This window comes from Flavobacterium restrictum, from assembly GCF_007097245.1.
Lineage (GTDB): Bacteria > Bacteroidota > Bacteroidia > Flavobacteriales > Flavobacteriaceae > Flavobacterium > Flavobacterium restrictum.
Genome location: NZ_VJZT01000003.1, coordinates 24,887 through 41,260, shown reverse-complemented (window position 1 = coordinate 41,260; position 16,374 = coordinate 24,887). Strand labels below are relative to the sequence as shown.

The 16,374-nt window shown below is 36.1% G+C and carries 15 protein-coding genes and 1 pseudogene; 5 read left to right on the top strand and 11 right to left on the bottom strand.

Annotated features, from left to right (window positions below; all coding sequences use genetic code 11):
• Window positions 1-9: 9 nt before the first annotated feature.
• A complete protein-coding gene (locus tag FNW21_RS04040; protein WP_144255463.1) occupies window positions 10-264 on the bottom strand; it encodes a helix-turn-helix domain-containing protein in 255 nt (84 codons plus the stop codon).
• Window positions 265-370: 106 nt separating this feature from the next.
• Between FNW21_RS04040 and FNW21_RS04035 the strand changes: the two genes are divergently transcribed.
• The 3 genes and pseudogenes from FNW21_RS04035 (at window position 371) to FNW21_RS16655 (ending at window position 3,543) form a co-directional block, all read left to right on the top strand.
• A complete protein-coding gene (locus FNW21_RS04035) occupies window positions 371-2,407 on the top strand; it encodes an HsdM family class I SAM-dependent methyltransferase (RefSeq protein ID WP_144255462.1) in 2,037 nt (678 codons plus the stop codon).
• Window positions 2,408-2,448: 41 nt separating this feature from the next.
• A pseudogene (locus tag FNW21_RS16660) lies at window positions 2,449-2,928 on the top strand (restriction endonuclease subunit S); the annotation flags it as partial.
• A gap of 72 nt (window positions 2,929-3,000) precedes the next feature.
• Entirely contained in the window at window positions 3,001-3,543 is a 543-nt protein-coding gene (locus FNW21_RS16655) for a restriction endonuclease subunit S (RefSeq protein ID WP_262710611.1), read from the top strand.
• Window positions 3,544-3,684: 141 nt separating this feature from the next.
• Here the strand turns inward: FNW21_RS16655 and FNW21_RS04025 are convergent, their stop codons facing one another.
• From FNW21_RS04025 to FNW21_RS04015, 3 genes are all read right to left on the bottom strand, one after another.
• Window positions 3,685-4,968, bottom strand: a complete 1,284-nt coding sequence (locus FNW21_RS04025) for an MFS transporter (RefSeq protein WP_144255460.1) — start codon at window positions 4,966-4,968, stop codon at window positions 3,685-3,687.
• 284 nt (window positions 4,969-5,252) lie between these two features.
• Entirely contained in the window at window positions 5,253-6,113 is an 861-nt protein-coding gene (locus FNW21_RS04020) for a glycoside hydrolase family 25 protein (RefSeq protein ID WP_144255459.1), read from the bottom strand.
• Window positions 6,114-6,126: 13 nt separating this feature from the next.
• Complete coding sequence (locus FNW21_RS04015) at window positions 6,127-6,852, bottom strand: CDP-alcohol phosphatidyltransferase family protein (protein WP_144255458.1); 726 nt, start codon at window positions 6,850-6,852, stop codon at window positions 6,127-6,129.
• A 265-nt stretch (window positions 6,853-7,117) separates the two neighbouring features.
• On the opposite strand from FNW21_RS04015, the gene FNW21_RS04010 reads away from it, so the two are divergent.
• Window positions 7,118-8,188, top strand: a complete 1,071-nt coding sequence (locus FNW21_RS04010; protein WP_449404245.1) for a putative type IX sorting system protein PorV2 — start codon at window positions 7,118-7,120, stop codon at window positions 8,186-8,188.
• A 55-nt stretch (window positions 8,189-8,243) separates the two neighbouring features.
• Window positions 8,244-9,371, top strand: a complete 1,128-nt coding sequence (locus FNW21_RS04005; RefSeq protein WP_144255457.1) for an Lnb N-terminal periplasmic domain-containing protein — start codon at window positions 8,244-8,246, stop codon at window positions 9,369-9,371.
• A 47-nt stretch (window positions 9,372-9,418) separates the two neighbouring features.
• Here FNW21_RS04005 and FNW21_RS04000 read toward each other — a convergent pair whose 3' ends face one another.
• From FNW21_RS04000 to FNW21_RS03975, 7 genes are all read right to left on the bottom strand, one after another.
• Window positions 9,419-10,813 carry an exopolysaccharide biosynthesis polyprenyl glycosylphosphotransferase gene (locus tag FNW21_RS04000; protein WP_144255456.1) on the bottom strand — a complete coding sequence of 465 codons (1,395 nt, stop codon included), beginning with the start codon at window positions 10,811-10,813 and terminating at the stop codon, window positions 9,419-9,421.
• A gap of 519 nt (window positions 10,814-11,332) precedes the next feature.
• On the bottom strand, window positions 11,333-11,623 hold the full coding sequence (locus tag FNW21_RS03995; protein WP_144255455.1) for a GIY-YIG nuclease family protein: 291 nt from the start codon (window positions 11,621-11,623) through the stop codon (window positions 11,333-11,335).
• A gap of 430 nt (window positions 11,624-12,053) precedes the next feature.
• A complete protein-coding gene (locus tag FNW21_RS16650) occupies window positions 12,054-12,176 on the bottom strand; it encodes a hypothetical protein (protein ID WP_262710609.1) in 123 nt (40 codons plus the stop codon).
• A gap of 9 nt (window positions 12,177-12,185) precedes the next feature.
• Window positions 12,186-13,547, bottom strand: a complete 1,362-nt coding sequence (locus FNW21_RS03990) for an O-antigen ligase family protein (protein WP_144255454.1) — start codon at window positions 13,545-13,547, stop codon at window positions 12,186-12,188.
• 86 nt (window positions 13,548-13,633) lie between these two features.
• Window positions 13,634-14,704 carry a glycosyltransferase gene (locus tag FNW21_RS03985; protein WP_144255453.1) on the bottom strand — a complete coding sequence of 357 codons (1,071 nt, stop codon included), beginning with the start codon at window positions 14,702-14,704 and terminating at the stop codon, window positions 13,634-13,636.
• Window positions 14,701-15,819, bottom strand: a complete 1,119-nt coding sequence (locus FNW21_RS03980) for a glycosyltransferase family 4 protein (RefSeq protein WP_144255452.1) — start codon at window positions 15,817-15,819, stop codon at window positions 14,701-14,703. The genes FNW21_RS03985 and FNW21_RS03980 overlap by 4 nt, the downstream gene beginning before the upstream one ends.
• Complete coding sequence (locus tag FNW21_RS03975) at window positions 15,819-16,373, bottom strand: serine O-acetyltransferase (protein WP_144255451.1); 555 nt, start codon at window positions 16,371-16,373, stop codon at window positions 15,819-15,821. Before FNW21_RS03975 ends, FNW21_RS03980 begins: the two co-directional genes overlap by 1 nt.
• Window position 16,374: the final 1 nt, after the last annotated feature.

Here is a 16,374-nt window from a genome sequence, read left to right as displayed (position 1 = left end):
TTACATTCGTTATTTTTCAAAATCGATTTTTAAATCCTTGATTAGTTCGGATGGTTCTACTTCAAGAGCTGATGCAATTTTCAGCATAGTAGTAATCTTCATTTCTTGAATTCCCTTAATATATTTCCTCAAATTTTCAACATCTAATCCTGCATCGTATGCCACGTTTTTAGGCATAAGATTTTTCTCTTTAATAATATCTTTTATCCTATTACCCAGTTCAATAACAGCTTGTGGAATTTCTGTTTTTCTTATCCTTTTCATAATATAAAATTATGATGTCGAGATTGTTTTTAACCGATTGTATTCAATCGATTGTTTACAACCGATTTTATTTTTACATTTGAAAAAAATCTGTAAAATAAAACAAATGTCACAATCAGTAGAACCAAATATTGCAGATTTAGCCAACGGATGGCTAAAAAACTATAAGTTACCTTATAAATTAGAGCAAGAATCTGTAAATTCTGAAATTGACAAAGCACTTTCTGACTACTATTCCAAAAATGGTGGTGTTGGCGGAAATCGTGTAGATGCAAAAATACTATTGCAAGACAAAAATTTAAACTTCTATCCTATACTTATTGAGTACAAGGGTTACAAAAACAGTTTAATAAAACTTGATGCAAACCATCAAGTTGAAAACAAAACTGCCAAAAACGAACCGAATCTAAAAAACATCAACTCCTTTGCTGTAAACGGAGCGGTGCATTATGCCAATGCCGTATTGCATCACACCAGTTATACAGACATTATTGCAATCGGAATGACAGGTCATAAAGACGAGGCGGGAAATATTAAACATCAAATTGGTGTCTATTTTGTTTCGAAAAACAATTTTGGCGTTGGGCAAAAAGTGGGCGAATTCTCCGATTTTTCTTTTTTAGCACCCAAAAATTTCGATGCTTTCATTGAAAAAGTAAAAACATTACAATTATCACAAGAAGAAATTGACAAACTAAAAGAACAACGCGAAAAAGAAATTGATGCCAGTTTACGAAAACTCAATCACGATATTTACGACAACGAAAAAGGATTAGGCGAAAACGATCGTGTTTATCTCGTTGCCGCTTCAATTATTGCGACACTCGGAATTCCAGGCAAAGTTGCACCACTCGAAAAAACCGATTTCAAATCTTCTATAGAAATTGGCAATACCGATGGCGATATTATAGTAAGAAAAATTAAAGCCTTTCTCGATGCTAAAGAAATTCCCGAAGAAAAGAAAAATCTAATTCTTCGCACCTTACAAAATACGTTAACAACAGAAAATATAAATAAAATTGTAGAAGGCGAAAGCCAACTAAAAAGAGTATTTACAAAAATCGTCGACGATTTAGGTATATATTACAAGATTGGTTTAACAACCGATTTTACAGGAAAACTTTTTAACGAAATGTACGGCTGGTTAGGTTTTAGTCAAGACAAACTAAATGATGTGGTACTCACGCCCTCTTATGTTTCCAATCTTTTGGTAAAATTGGCTCGTGTAAACAAAGATTCATACGTTTGGGATTTTGCCACAGGTTCGGCTGGTTTATTAGTTTCGGCAATGAACGAAATGCTGAACGATGCAAAAAATACCATTACTTCACCAGAAGAATTAACCCAAAAAGAAATCAAAATAAAAGCCGAACAATTATTGGGTTTAGAGTTGCTTTCAAGCGTGTATATGTTAGCCATTCTAAATATGATTTTAATGGGCGACGGAAGTTCAAACATTCTAAACAAAGATTCCTTATTAGATTTCGACGGAAATTATGGTTTTGGCAAAACAAACAGCAAGTTTCCAGCCGATGCTTTTATACTCAATCCGCCCTATTCTGCCAACGGAAACGGAATGAACTTTGTCGAAAAAGCGTTAGATATGATGAATAAAGGCTACGCCGCTATTATCATTCAAAACTCCGCAGGTTCAGGAAGAGCCAAAGAGTACACCAAAAGAATTTTAGAAAAACACACCCTTTTGGCAAGTATCAAAATGCCTGTTGATATATTTATAGGCAAAGCAAGTGTTCAAACCAATATATATGTTTTCAAAGTAAACGAAAAGCACCACAAAGAAGAAATGGTAAAATTTATCGATTTTTCTTCTGATGGTTACACACGAACCAACCGCAAAAAAACAAGCAATAACTTAAAAGATACCAACCAAGCCAAACAACGCTATGAAGAGTTGGTAAACTTGGTGCGTTTGGGAAAAAGCAAACTCAATATTTATACAAATAAGGAATACCACGAAGCAACAATAGACCCAAAAAACGGAGCCGATTGGAACCAATCTGCGCCACAAGATGAAAAGCCCACATTGCAAGATTTCAAAAAAACCGTTAGCGATTATTTGGCTTGGGAAGTTTCAACTATCCTAAAACAACAAAATATTAAAGACGAAAGTGTGGGAAAGTAGATTCCCTACTTAACAAAAAATTAGAAAAAGTTGAGTGGGGAGAGTATAAAATTGAGGATTTGTTTGAAAAAATCAAAGTTAAATATTTAAAATTCAAAACAACTGATTTACCCAGTGAACCAACAAAAGAGTTCATTTTACCTGCTTTGACAGCTGGAATTCAAAATCAAGGTTTGAATAATTTTGTACCAAAGGAAAATACAACTATATTAAAAAATGTAATTTCAATTTCTGCAAACGGTGCAAATACAGGTGCTACATTTTATCAAAATAAAGAATTTACTGTTTTACAAGATGCCTATGCTATTAACTGGATATATACAAATAATTTACTTACAGAAAATCACTATTTGTATTTAACTAGTTCTATTTCAAAAACAATTTTAGGCAATTACGATTGGTCAAATAAAGCAGGTTGGGAAAAAATTAAATCTAAAAAAATTCAACTTCCAAAAAGAAACGGAAATATAGATTTTGATTTTATGGATACCTTTATTTCTCAACTAGAAAACGAACGTTTAGCTAAACTAGAAACCTATTTATCAATCAATAGGTTAAAAGATTATACTTTAACATCCGAAGAACAGGAGGTTTTGAAAAATTTTGATAATGAGAAATTTGATGAATTTAATGTTTTAGACATATTTGATGTTAAAAACACCAAAAATATTTTATCAAGAGATATTATTGAAAATAGTGGAGAAATACCTTATTTGTGTGCAAGTACAGAAAACAATGCTATTAGTTCTTACATTTCGTATGATGAAAAGTATTTAGATAAGGGTAATTGTGTATTTATAGGTGGTAAAACTTTTGTTGTTACATACCAAGAAAATGATTTTTATTCAAATGATAGTCATAATTTAATTTTAAACTTAAGAAAAGAGGATGAAAAAAATAAATTAAACCAATTATATCTTGCAACTTGCATTAACAAAAGTTTAGGGCGTAAATATTCTTGGGGAGATAGTATTAGTAATAGAAAAATACAAACTGAAAAAGTTTCACTACCCGTGAAAAACAAACAACCAAATTACAAATTAATGGAAATCTTAATTTCTGCCATTCAAAAATTAGTTATAAAAGAGGTTGTTTTGTACACGGACAGAAAAATAGCGGCTACCCAAATTGTGTGAATCCAGAAGTATAGCAAACTACAAGAAGACCAAACATAGGAAGTCACACAGAAGTATATAGATAACAACTCAATATTTTAAAACCAAAAAAGTCTTTCAAAATTTTTCAGAAGACCTTTTTTTATGCATCATAAAAGTTTTTTAAAACTGATGTGTTTTTCTAGAAATTACCAAAAGCGAAACAAAACTAATCAAAGCAGCAACAGCCAAATAATACCCAACTGCCCCAATACCATAATCACTCGCCAACCAAATGGCAATCATAGGAGCAAAAGCAGCACCTATAATTCCTGCCATATTAAACGTTACCGAAACGCCTGAATACCGCACCTCGGTAGGGAATAACTCCGATAAAAAAGTTCCTAATGGCCCATAAGTGAGTCCCATGAGCCCCATTCCTAAACAACTAAAAACAGTTATCAAAGTCGTATTTCCTGAATCCATAAAGAACGAAAACGTGAATCCAAAAACGGCAATAGCACCAGTGATGAGCAGCAACACACATCGGCGACCAAAACGATCTGCCAAAAGTGCCGAAAGCGGTATGCCAATCACAAAAAACAAAATGGCAAAAAGCTGGATGATTAAAAAATCACGTCGTGCAAATCCCAATTTAGTCGTTGCCCAACTCAAATTAAAAACAGTCATTAAATAAAACGTTACAAAGGTGGCTACCGCTGCCAATGTACCAAAAACAAGTTCTCGTTTATAGGATTTTAAAAGGGTGAGCATTGGGATTTTAACCTCTTTTTTGGTTTCGATTGCGTTGACAAACGAAGGGGTTTCGGTGATTTTTAATCGGATATAAAACCCAACTCCTACCAAGAGGGAACTGGCAATAAACGGAATTCTCCAGCCAAAATCAAAAAACTGTTCGTTAGTTAACGTATCACTCAACAGCAAGAAAGTTCCTCCTGAAAGCAACAAACCAATAGGCGCACCCAATTGCGGAAACATGCCGTACCAAGCCCGTTTTCCGGGAGGGGCGTTCTCTATGGCCAGCAATACAGCACCTCCCCATTCGCCACCAAGTCCTAATCCTTGACCAAAACGACACACCATCAATAAGAGCGGTGCCACCATCCCAATACTCGCATAAGTCGGCAATAACCCAATGGCAACTGTTGAAATTCCCATAGTCAACAACGCCACTACCAAGGTGGTTTTGCGTCCCACTTTGTCCCCAAAATGACCAAAAACAGCCGAACCAATAGGACGCGCAAAAAAAGCTATCGAGAAAGTAGCAAGCGATTGAAGTATGGAGGTAGTAGCATCGGCACCCGGAAAAAATAGTTGTGGAAAAACCAAAACCGCAGCATTGGCATAAATATAAAAATCAAAAAACTCGATTGTGGTGCCTATCAAACTACCAAAAAGTACGTGTTGAACCGAATTAATAGGTTTCGTGTTGCTGTTGTCTTGCATTAAAAAAAGTGTTATTTTAAAAAAAAGTACTAAAGTGCAATACTACCAAAAAAAATTGACTAATTGCGTTTTTACGAAACGGCTCCAAGCTAACGCTTTTGAAAAAAGAAAAAAAGAGCCCCGAATTCAAAGTAAGCGTTCAGTCTTTGACAGAAGCGTTACTCCCTTATTTTGCCACAGATTTCACAGATTTTCACAGATTAAAAAGTTTAGGATTTGACTGCAAAACGGCTCTAAAACAACCGCTTATAAATAAGTTTACCACAGATTGTCAATACAAAAAACTAATTAGTATAATCCTCGACAGTAATAAACTGCAATTGTGCCAGATCGCCGTTGTAAATCGTGACGTCTACATTGCCTTGTATTCCGGGTATTTTGGCTTTCTCGGTAAACTGCCAAAACAACCAATCGTCTTGAATGGTTTCTCGGTAAAAATTGTAATTCGCAATCCAAAAAAGATACTCCCCAAACTCGGCTTTCAAGAAATCATCGTAATATTTTTCGGAGGTGTAGAGTATTGGCTTTACGCCATAATGCAATTCTACAATTTTCAACCATCGTTTCAATCCGAGTTTCAAATTGGTCATCGATTGGTTTTTAGGAAGCTTTTCGATGTCCAAAACGGGAGGTAAATCGCCCTTTTGTAAGGTAACGGTTTTGATAAAAAGTGTCGCTTGTTCCAATGAATTTTCGTTGGGACGATAATAATGGTATGCCCCCCGAATCATTTTATTGGCTTTGGCACCTTTCCAATTTTTCTCGAAACAATGATCCAGCCGGTCTTTGCCCACCGTGGCACGGATGAAAACAAAATCCAGTGGGTATTTTTTTTCAATGGTATCCACATACGACCAGCGAATTGTTCCTTGGTACTCGGACACATCAATACCAATGGATTTACCTTCGTGCAATTCTAAAATTTTAAGATTTCGAACTTCCGAGAATACGGTACTTCCCTCTGTTTTATGGGATTTAAAACCCAAATAATACGCAAAACCTGTACGGTAATGATAGCCAATTCCTAACAACAATACCCCAACTACAAAAATCCCCAAATACTGAAACCAGCTGCCCGAACCCGTTTTCTTTTTGGTTGTCTTTCTAGAATAAGTGACGGATTGTCTGGAGCCTTTTCTTTTCATTAAAAAAAAGAAACTACGCTTTAAAGTAGCGGTTGTGCAGTAACGACAAGAGCACATAGGTTATAATTACTAGCGGAATTCCTAAAAACTGAAAGAAAACCAATAGCAACACCGAAAAGGATAGAAAACCAATTTGAAAGGTATTATCTTTCCAACTCAATTTTTTTATTTTTAAAGAAAATAACGGAATTTCGGCATTCAAAACAACCGCACTTGCCACCGCAATCAACAACAAAACCCAATAATTGGTCAAGATTTCAAGAACAATAATCGAATCCGAATAATGCAAGACTAACGGCAAACTTAAAACAAAAAGAGCGTTAGCTGGTGTGGGTAAACCTATAAAAGAATCGGTTTGACGTGTGTCTATATTAAAATTAGCTAGACGATAACACGATCCCAAAGTGATTACAAAACCTAATAATGACAAGAGATGCGCTTGACCAAAGCCCGCAGTATTTGTAGTGCCAAAAGAACTCAACATCATATAATACATCACCAAACCAGGGACTATACCACTGGTGACCATATCCGCCAAGGAGTCCAATTGAAGTCCCAAAGGACTAGAAACTTTGAATAATCTGGCAAAAAAACCATCAAAAAAATCTAAAAAAATACCCAGACAAACCAAATAAAAAGCGATTTCAAATTGTTCTTTTACCACAAAAGTCAACGCAATACAACCACACAAAAGATTCAACAGGGTAATCCCATTTGGGATGTGTTTTTTTATAGTCATTTTTAAGTCAATTAATAAGAGACAAATTTAGTATAATAACTTCAAGAGAAGTGCGTTTTCTATAGAGATTTTGCAGGCTATTTCGGGATTCGCATTATTTAACTAACAATGACCGAATAAGCTCCGTAAAAAATTATATTTTTGACAAAAAAAGAAAGCCTCCATTGGGTAAGCCCAACAAAATCCTTTTATGAAAGGATCAAAAAGGTTTATAGCAGTAAAAAAATCATTAAAAACTGTGTCTTTGCAGTAAAAATAAGTAGTATTGAAAAAAATTCTAGCACTCCTATTGCTTTTGGTCAGCCAAAGCCATTTTGGTCAAACCGTTCGTAAATACTCGAATGAGTTTATGAATATTGGCGTCGATGCAGCAGCACTGGGCATGGCCAATGCCGTAGTTGCCTCGACTACTGATGTCAATGCGGGCTATTGGAATCCAGCGGGTTTAACCCATCTCGAAGACCATCAAGTAGCTGTTATGCACGCTAATTATTTTGCCAATATTGCGCAATATGATTACATTGCTTACGCCAAACCCATAGACGACCGGAGCGCTTGGGGGATTTCGTTAATCCGTTTTGGGGTAGACGATATCTTGAATACCACCGATTTAATTGACAGTCAGGGCAACATTGACTACAATAGAATCAGCCTGTTCTCTACTGCCGATTATGGTTTTACGTTTTCATACGCTCGAAAATTACCTGTACCAGGCTTTCAATACGGGGTCAATGCCAAAGTGATTCGGCGTACCATTGGCGATTTTGCCAATTCTTGGGGATTTGGTTTTGACGTTGCTCTGCAATTCGAAAGAGACAACTGGCAATTTGGATTAATGGTTCGGGATATCACCACTACCTATAACATTTGGAATATCGACGAAGTAGCCTATAAAAAAATTGCCAATGCCATTCCAGGTCAAAACCAAGACTTACCCGAAAGCACCGAAATTACCGCTCCAAAAGCACAACTAGGACTCTCCAAGAAATTCCTATTCCACTACGATTACAGTCTTTTGGCAGCAGCCAATATGAACATGCGTTTCACACGAACCAATGACATTATTTCCAGTAAAGCTGTTAGTATTGATCCTGCTTTGGGACTTGAATTTGGCTATACTGACCTCGTTTTTTTGAGAGCTGGTGTGGGAAATTTTCAAAAAGTGGAACAATTAGACAGCACCCAAAAAGTAGGATTTCAACCTAATATTGGTTTGGGATTCAAGTACAAAGGCATTCAAATTGACTATGCACTAACCGATTTGGGCAACCAAAGTGCGTCGCTGTATTCCAATATTTTTTCGGTTAAAGTCGATTTAGGGATGTTTAGAAATTAAAACGCTAATGACTTTTGACTGCGTTTAGATTGTTATTATAGTATAAAAAACACGTATGAAACGAATTCTACACCTACACACCCCATTTATAATAACGTTCCTTTTGATTGGTATGACTAGCTTTAGTCAAAACCTATTGCTGTCCAAGGATGCCAAAATTAGCGTCGTCACTTGTGGCACAGGAAACGAATCCTACTCGCTATTTGGGCATACCGCCATTCACATTAGTGATCCCTACAACGCTATTGATGTAGCATATAACTATGGTGCTTTCGATTTTAGCACGCCCAATTTTGTGGCCAAATTTGCCAAAGGCGATTTACAGTATTTTATGGTAGCCTATCCGTTTTCGGATTTTATCAAGGAATACCAATACGAAAAACGCAGTGTTTACGAGCAAGAACTCAACATATCCGTTGCTATGAAACAAAAGCTTTTTGACAAACTCAATGCCACTTTACAATCAGACGAACGGTATTATACCTATAAATTTATTGATAAAAATTGTACTTCGATGGTTATTGATCTCCTGAACACCACTCTAGGAGGCAGTATGATTACCAAAAAAGCGACCACCACTTCAACTTACAGAGCGATATTGTATCCTTATTTTGACCATCATTTTTATGAACAACTAGGAACCAGTATCATTTTTGGCAAAAAAGTAGATGCGCAAGCCACAACCCTTTTCTTACCGTTTGAATTGTTAGAAAACCTAAAAACCACCCGTTATGCCAACCAAAAAATAAGCAAACCCGTTCAAACTATTTTGTCCTACCCCAAAGAAATTCCTTTTTCGTGGTGGAATAATGCCTTTAGTTATTGCCTCATTTTGTTGCTGATTGCCGGAGTACGAAATAAAAAAATCGATGTCATCTACCTGATTTTGATGGGACTGTTAGGCCTCTTTTTTCTGTTTATGGGGGTATATTCCAATCATTTGGAACTCGAATACAATTACAACATCCTCTTGTTTAACCCCACTTTGCTGGCATTGCTTTATTTTACATGTAGCAAAAACACCAAATGGGTAACCAACTTGGCGGTGTTCAACCTATTATCGCTAGGCATTTATGTACTTATTCTAGTCAATAAAGCCCATTTGTTTATTGTGATTCCATTAGTACTTAACAGCAGCCTATTGCTCTTTCGATTGCTACAACAAAACCGAAAAAAGGAGTAACCCAAATGGAAAAAAAGACAATAGTATGAAAGAGAAACCAATACAACTTATTGTCCTCTATAAAATAAAACGGTAGTAATGGTTTTGAAAGCAATATTCAAATCCAAATAAATGCTGCGGTGCTTGATGTAATACAGGTCGTATTGCAGTTTGATCAAACTGTCTTCAATAGTCTCACCATAGGAATAATTGACTTGCGCCCAACCTGTTAAACCTGGTTTTACAACATGACGCGTTTCATAAAAAGGCATCATAGCAGCAATTTCATCTACAAAAACAGGACGCTCTGGACGTGGCCCAACAACAGCCATTTCGCCTTTTAAAATATTGACAAATTGCGGAATTTCATCCAATCGGGTTTTGCGTAAAAAAGTACCAAAGGGTGTAATTCTCACATCATTCGTTGTAGTAAAAACGGCACCATTTGACTCGGCGTTTTTGATCATGGTGCGCAGTTTTAGAATAGAGAAGACTTTGGCATCCTTACCCACTCGTTCTTGCGTATAAAATAATTTTCCTCTATTACCAATCGCATTACCTATCAAAATCAAAGGCAATAACACTACCCCAATTGCTAATCCTGTCAAAGAAAAAGCAATCTCAAAGGCACGTACCACTATCAAATACAAATGGTTGTTGTTGCTTCTGCTAAATGGGAAAAACCGATAAAAATCTCTAGCTATATACTGTACAGGAATGCGTTGCGTTTTGTTTTCGTAGACTTGGGTGTATTCGCGAATAATATTTCCCGATTCTAATAAATACAGCAAATGGTGGTATAAATCTACGGTAATTCCTTCGGGTTTTTGAGAGGCAATTACGATTTCAGAAATATGATTCTCGGTAACGTAGCGCACCATATCGTTTATTGGAATGTTTTTTACATAATGATATTCAAAATCATTACCGGCAGCTTCATCGGAATTGACATAGGCTACAATTTTATAATGGGGATCTATATTTTCTAATCCCAAGATAAGCTCTTCTACTTGTTCTTTGTCACAAATTAAAAGGGCATTTTGCACAAATCGATTGGAAGCCAAAAACAATACATAGAACATTCGCCAAGCAAACAATGCCAAAAAAACCGCTAGATAAAACACCAGCATTTGAATTCTATTATTGGGCAATGTGGGCGAAAAATAAGGCGTTAACAAATAAACCAACACTGTTAAAGAAGCAGTAAGAATAGTACTTCGCAGCACCAAGAATTGATTACTTGCCACTTGTAAATTGTACATTTCAAAAATAGACCCAAACAGATTAAGGTAAACCGCCAGAATTATCGTCCAGTTAAAATTGTTCACCGAAATGGTAAAATAATCAAATTCAAAGAAATAGCCAACGATGTAAAGTGCCGTTAAAACAAATAGCACATCGAAAAGGCGTAAAATCACTTTCCTTTCCGAAATTTCAAAATGCATTTTGTATTTGATAGCCATGTTTTATAAAGTAAATCGAGCGCAATTTAGTCATTTTGCAAAGAATAAAAATCCAACTTTCTAAAATTCAGTGACTTTTTGGGAAGTTCTAAAAAAATAAGGGTTTAAATTGCATTTTTAATGGTTCTCGATACAATTTTCTGTTCTAAAGCTGGAAGCTTTAGAACAGAAAACCACTCGAACCGAAGTATGCTAACAACAAAACCTCGTAATGAAAATGCGTCAGTTCGAGTGATTATTAAGATAAAGGCACGAGCCTTTATCTTAATAATCGTATCGAGAACCCGTCATTTCGAGTGATTTATAGGTTTCTAGCGCCAAGCTAGAAAGGTATAAATTGTATCGAGAACCCACCCGTGTTCTCGGTACAATTTTCTCCTCAAAAACTGGACGCTTTAGAACAGAAAACCACTCGAACTGACGTTTGCTAACAACAAAACCTCGTAATGAAAATGCGTCAATTCGAGTGATTTATAGGTTTCTAGCGACAAGCTAGAAAGGTATAAATTGTATCGAGAACTAGTTGAAGTGCTTTTTCGCCAAATTAATCAAGCTTTCAAAATCTCCATTGATTAAAGCTCTTTTTTTGGCTCTTAACCATTTTTTTATTTGTTTTTCTTTGGCGATAGCAATAGTAATGTCAGTAAATTCACAATAAAAAACTAACTGCAAAGGCCTACGGTTGACGGTGTAACAAGTAGGATAAAAGCCTGTATGATGCTGTATCATTCTGCCCTCTAAATTACTAGTAACACCCTTATAAAAGCTACCATCGGAACACTCTAAAATATAAACAAAGGATTGTTTCATAAGCAAATTGGTTCTCGATACAATTTTATTTTTAAAGCAGACGCTTTAAAAATAAAATCACTCGAACTGACGTAGGTGTTCTCGATACAATTTTCTATTCTAACGCTATCGCTATAGAATAGAAAATCACTCAAACTGACGTTAGTTAATAATAAAGACTCTTTTATCAACACTCGAAGCGACGTTTGCTAACAACCAAACCTAGTTACGAAAATGCGTCAGTTCGAGTAATTTATAGGTTTCTAGCGCCAAGCTAGAAAGGTATAAATTGTATCGAGAACCCACCCGTGTTCTCGGTACAATTTTCTCCTCAAAAACTGGACGCTTTAGAACAGAAAACCACTCGAACTGACGTTTGCTAACAACAAAACCTCGTAATGAAAATGCGTCAGTTCGAGTGATTATTAAGATAAAGGCACGAGCCTTTATCTTAATAATCGTATCGAGAACCCGTCATTTCGAGTGATTTATAGGTTTCTAGCGCCAAGCTAGAAAGGTATAAATTGTATCGAGAACCCGTCAGTTCGAGTGATTTATATCTTTCTAGCGACAAGCTAGAAACCTATAAATCGTATCGAGAACCCTCCTTTTTCTTAACTACAGGCGCACCCAGTTGCACATTCAGCAAGGACAAAGCATATACAAATGATGGTGCTGCGGTACGCATAGCAGCATGATTAATGGTTAAGAACCAAAATACAACAAAACACAACAAAAACATGTTGAACTTATTTTCTATGTATAAAAACAAAGGCGTAAAAAACAAAATCATCAACCCCAAAATCCCAAGTGAACCATGCTCTGCCAACATACGAGTAATTTCATCATGGGACAACACATCATCTCCAGATTCAGCTTTCCGCAATTCATAACCTTTCCCAACACCAACACCAAAAACAGGATTTTTAAAAAACAAATCAATTTCAGCATTGGCTATGTCCTCTCTACCTGTAAATTTACTAGCTTTTTCTTTTCCATTAATATCTTGATTGGCATAACGCTTGTTAATCAAGCCACTAGTTTGCAAGGCTGTGTATGACCAACCCGCAAACAACACAAAACTAATTAGTACTACAATATAATTTAATTTTATGCGCCCATTAAAATTTGATTTACGGTACAAAAACACCACCAATAACCCCAACATCAAAACCCCAGTTATCATACCCCCTCTAGAGAAAGTAACCAAGCCACGATAACCAATAAGAAGTGCTAAAATAGCATTAATGACTACTTGCAAAGTTGATTTAGAACACAAAACAATCCTGGAAAAAAAAATAAACATTCCAAGTCCCAATATTGTGGCTACTTGATTGGGACCAAATCCTCCCGATGCCGCTGAACTAGAACTGGTACCTGTTATAATTTCTTTGGTACTAGGAGCATGAATAAAAATATACGTCATGCAACTTATGACTGGCATTCCAAGAGCCAAGAGGATGGTATTCATTTGCTCCAAAGAGATTTTGCGTCTAAAAGTATATAATGAGGCAAACCCCAAACACAAAGGACCAGAAATATTAAACATAATAGCCTTCCTTACATTGGTTTCAAAATCCAACACAAAAGTTGAAATTACCACACTAGGTACTAGTAAAATTAAAAACACCCAATACGGTACTGCCCCTTTCGACAAACCACTGTAATACATCCCCAAAAAGAGGAATACCATGACCCCATATTTAGTGATCTCATACAATGGGTTACCATGCGTCATGCGCAAAAAAACTTCGCTTCCCACAATATAGGCAGCAGCAATAAGTACCTCATTATGCTTATTCTGTTTTTTGATGATGTATAAAATCCAGAAAAGATACATTCCAATTCCATAAATTTTAGAAATAAAAGGTACAAACTGAACTGCAACACCAATGGCGACATGTATGAGTACCCATTTCAAATAGGATAAATCTTCTTTTATCATTAGTGATTATAGTATTAACGTATGCCTTGAAAAATAGTTTTTTTAAAAAGAATTAAAAGTAGTTAACAATTTTTTAGTTGCTAAATTTATTTATAGTAAGCTTGCAATAATCGCAATAGTGCTTCTTTTGAATAGTGACTTTGAACAACTTTCTGCAAATTTAGCCCAATTTTAGTTCTGTTTTCATTTGACTCCGCTATTATATTATACAATTGGTGTTGCAAATCTAGTGGGACTGTTGGATCAAACAACAAACCTGTAACCCCATCTTGAATGATTTCAGAACAATATCCAACATTTGTCGAGACTACTGCCAGCTTTGCCAAACCATATTCTAATAACGAAACTGGAAAACCCTCGGCAGTTGAAGCCAAAACACCAATGGTCGCTTGTGACAATATTGCCGTCACATCGCTACGGACATCTAATAAAAACACACAATCCTGCAATAAATTAGTAGCAATGTAAGCTTTAATAGCATCGGAATAGGCATCATTGTAGATTTTCCCAACAAAATGCAAACTCCACCCTTCCTGCTGCAATTGCAATTCGTGAAAAGCGTTTACTAATGCCAAATGATTTTTTGGATTTTTTAAATTGGCTAAACATACTATTCGCTTACCCGCTTCGCCTTGCAAGAAAGTAACCTTGACAGCACTATCGCATTCAACAGCAAAATTCGGGATAAAGAATACTTTTTTAAATCGTAAAGTATCCCGTACCCACTGCTCTAATTCTAAATTAACTACCAAAATTGAATTAAAAAAACGAGTACAAATAAAAAGAATCCAATTCTCCAAAAGGGTTTCTTTTACTCTAGCCCCATAGTGCTCATGCCAAATTATATTGATTTTTGGATACACTATTTTGAGTAAGAAAGCAGTAAAAAAAGACGTACCATGGGCGTGAACTATGGTAATTTCATTTCTTTTAACAAAAGCCTTCAATCTAAAAATAGCATTGAAGTCTAAAGTGCTTTTACGACCCAAAAACAAATACGATACAACTTCTTGTAACTGCTCTTTTAACTCCCCTTCGTCCCGAGTTGCCACCAAAGCAGAAAAACTAATTTGTTCCGATAACCCATTGGCATAATTCACCGCTATTCGTTCGGCTCCTCCTGCAGCTAATGAATCTATTAGTTGTAAAACCCTCATGGTTGTAGTATTTTTTTAATCTCTGTTTCAAAAACATCCATAGTGTACCTTCTAGACCAGCTGGTGGCACTTTCTTGAACCAGTGCTAAACGAGTTGGAGATTGTAATAGCGCTATTAGTTGCTGACTGTCATGGAAAAGTTTCTTATCCAACAACACCCCTCTTTGCCCGTAATCCAACATATACGGCACACAGGAAACTGCTGTTGACAGGGGAATACAGCCCCAAAACATGCCTTCGGCAATGACTTTAGGCCAGCCTTCACTATCAGAAGGTAAGAGTACAAAATGGCTTTCTTGATACGCTTTTTGCACCGTTTCTTTCGTTTGATTGCCCGCTAATCGAACGACGTCTTGTAACTGCTGTGCAGCAACGTATTCCTCTAGAATAGTCCGTAAAACCCCCTCGCCATAGAGTGTCAACTGCACATCATGTCCTTTTTGATGCAATGCTTCCACTAGTTGTATGGCGTACAGCGGATTTTTACCTTTGACCAAAGTACCTGCAAAAACAAACTGAATTGTAGTGCTCCAATTTCTAGGCAATACGGGAGTTTTATCAGCTTCGGTATACGTAGCGGTAAAAAAGGGTTTGATATTTTTGCTACTGCCCTCCCATTCTCCATATACCAGAACCTGAATGTTGCGTGTTAAAAACGGATTACTAATAAGCCATTTTTGTAACCGATACGTCCAAGGCTGTTGGGATTTAGGATCCCAATTACCTGCATATTTTGCCGTTTTAGGCGTTGCTGGAAATAGTAGTTGTACCATACTGGCTAACAAACCTATATTCCCAGGACATCGCAGGTGAATGTGATCCGCTTGTTGCATGACTTTATATAGGACAAAGAGATTATAAAACGAATTAAAAAAAGCAGCACAACTACTCGCCAAAGTTTTCAAATTAAAATCAAGAAGAACAAACTGTTTTTTGATTTTAAAAGGAACTTCAGTTATTAAAAGTCCATTATCATTGCGCCAAGTAGGGCAACAAAACACTATCGAATCAGTGTGTTTTTGCCAAATAAGTAATTCGTTAACATAGGGACTATACGCATAAACGATTCCTTTTTTATAGATAAATGGAGCAGAGGAAATTACAACTAGTTTCATTAAATATACCCTTTTGATCCCTTTTGAGAAATTACCACCGCGGGAACTCCCAAAACAACAGTATTTTCGGCAATAGAAGTATTTACAAATGAACAAGCACCAATTACTGCATTGTTCCCTACAGTTATTTTACCTGCGATTACTGAATTTGCCCCAATAAAAACTGAATTCCCAACAATTGGCACACCTCTTTTGTCCTCTAATCCCGAGACTCCAATAGTTACCCCTTGAGCAATATTACAATTGTATCCAATTTGTGCAGCTGCATTAATTATGATACCACCAAAATGTCCAATGTAAAATGAATGCCCGATACAAGCAGAGGCTGGTATTGAAATCCCTGTTATCATCTCGATTCCTTTTTGCCAAAGCAAGCATAAAAAAAGTAAAATTTGTCTTATTACTGGAATTCGTAATCGTTTGAAAAAAAAATGAGCAATTCGGTACTCAAAAACAGCCCAAAAACCTTGGGTCAAAAATACAATTACCAAAAAAGTGGCGCCGTATTTTTGATGCTTTTTATAATCAGAAACAATTAAATTCAGGAGTGTCATA

Excerpts from the sequence above, each read along its gene's own strand:
- FNW21_RS04035 (WP_144255462.1), top strand. The coding sequence starts at position 371 with ATGTCACAATCAGTAGAACCAAATATTGCAGATTTAGCCAACGGATGG.
- FNW21_RS03985 (WP_144255453.1), bottom strand. The coding sequence starts at position 14,704 with ATGAGGGTTTTACAACTAATAGATTCATTAGCTGCAGGAGGAGCCGAA.
- FNW21_RS04025 (WP_144255460.1), bottom strand. The coding sequence starts at position 4,968 with ATGCAAGACAACAGCAACACGAAACCTATTAATTCGGTTCAACACGTA.
- FNW21_RS03975 (WP_144255451.1), bottom strand. The coding sequence starts at position 16,373 with ATGACACTCCTGAATTTAATTGTTTCTGATTATAAAAAGCATCAAAAA.
- FNW21_RS03995 (WP_144255455.1), bottom strand. The coding sequence starts at position 11,623 with ATGAAACAATCCTTTGTTTATATTTTAGAGTGTTCCGATGGTAGCTTT.
- FNW21_RS04005 (WP_144255457.1), top strand. The coding sequence starts at position 8,244 with ATGAAACGAATTCTACACCTACACACCCCATTTATAATAACGTTCCTT.
- FNW21_RS03990 (WP_144255454.1), bottom strand. The coding sequence starts at position 13,547 with ATGATAAAAGAAGATTTATCCTATTTGAAATGGGTACTCATACATGTC.
- FNW21_RS04040 (WP_144255463.1), bottom strand. The coding sequence starts at position 264 with ATGAAAAGGATAAGAAAAACAGAAATTCCACAAGCTGTTATTGAACTG.
- FNW21_RS04000 (WP_144255456.1), bottom strand. The coding sequence starts at position 10,813 with ATGGCTATCAAATACAAAATGCATTTTGAAATTTCGGAAAGGAAAGTG.
- FNW21_RS03980 (WP_144255452.1), bottom strand. The coding sequence starts at position 15,819 with ATGAAACTAGTTGTAATTTCCTCTGCTCCATTTATCTATAAAAAAGGA.
- FNW21_RS04020 (WP_144255459.1), bottom strand. The coding sequence starts at position 6,113 with ATGAAAAGAAAAGGCTCCAGACAATCCGTCACTTATTCTAGAAAGACA.
- FNW21_RS04015 (WP_144255458.1), bottom strand. The coding sequence starts at position 6,852 with ATGACTATAAAAAAACACATCCCAAATGGGATTACCCTGTTGAATCTT.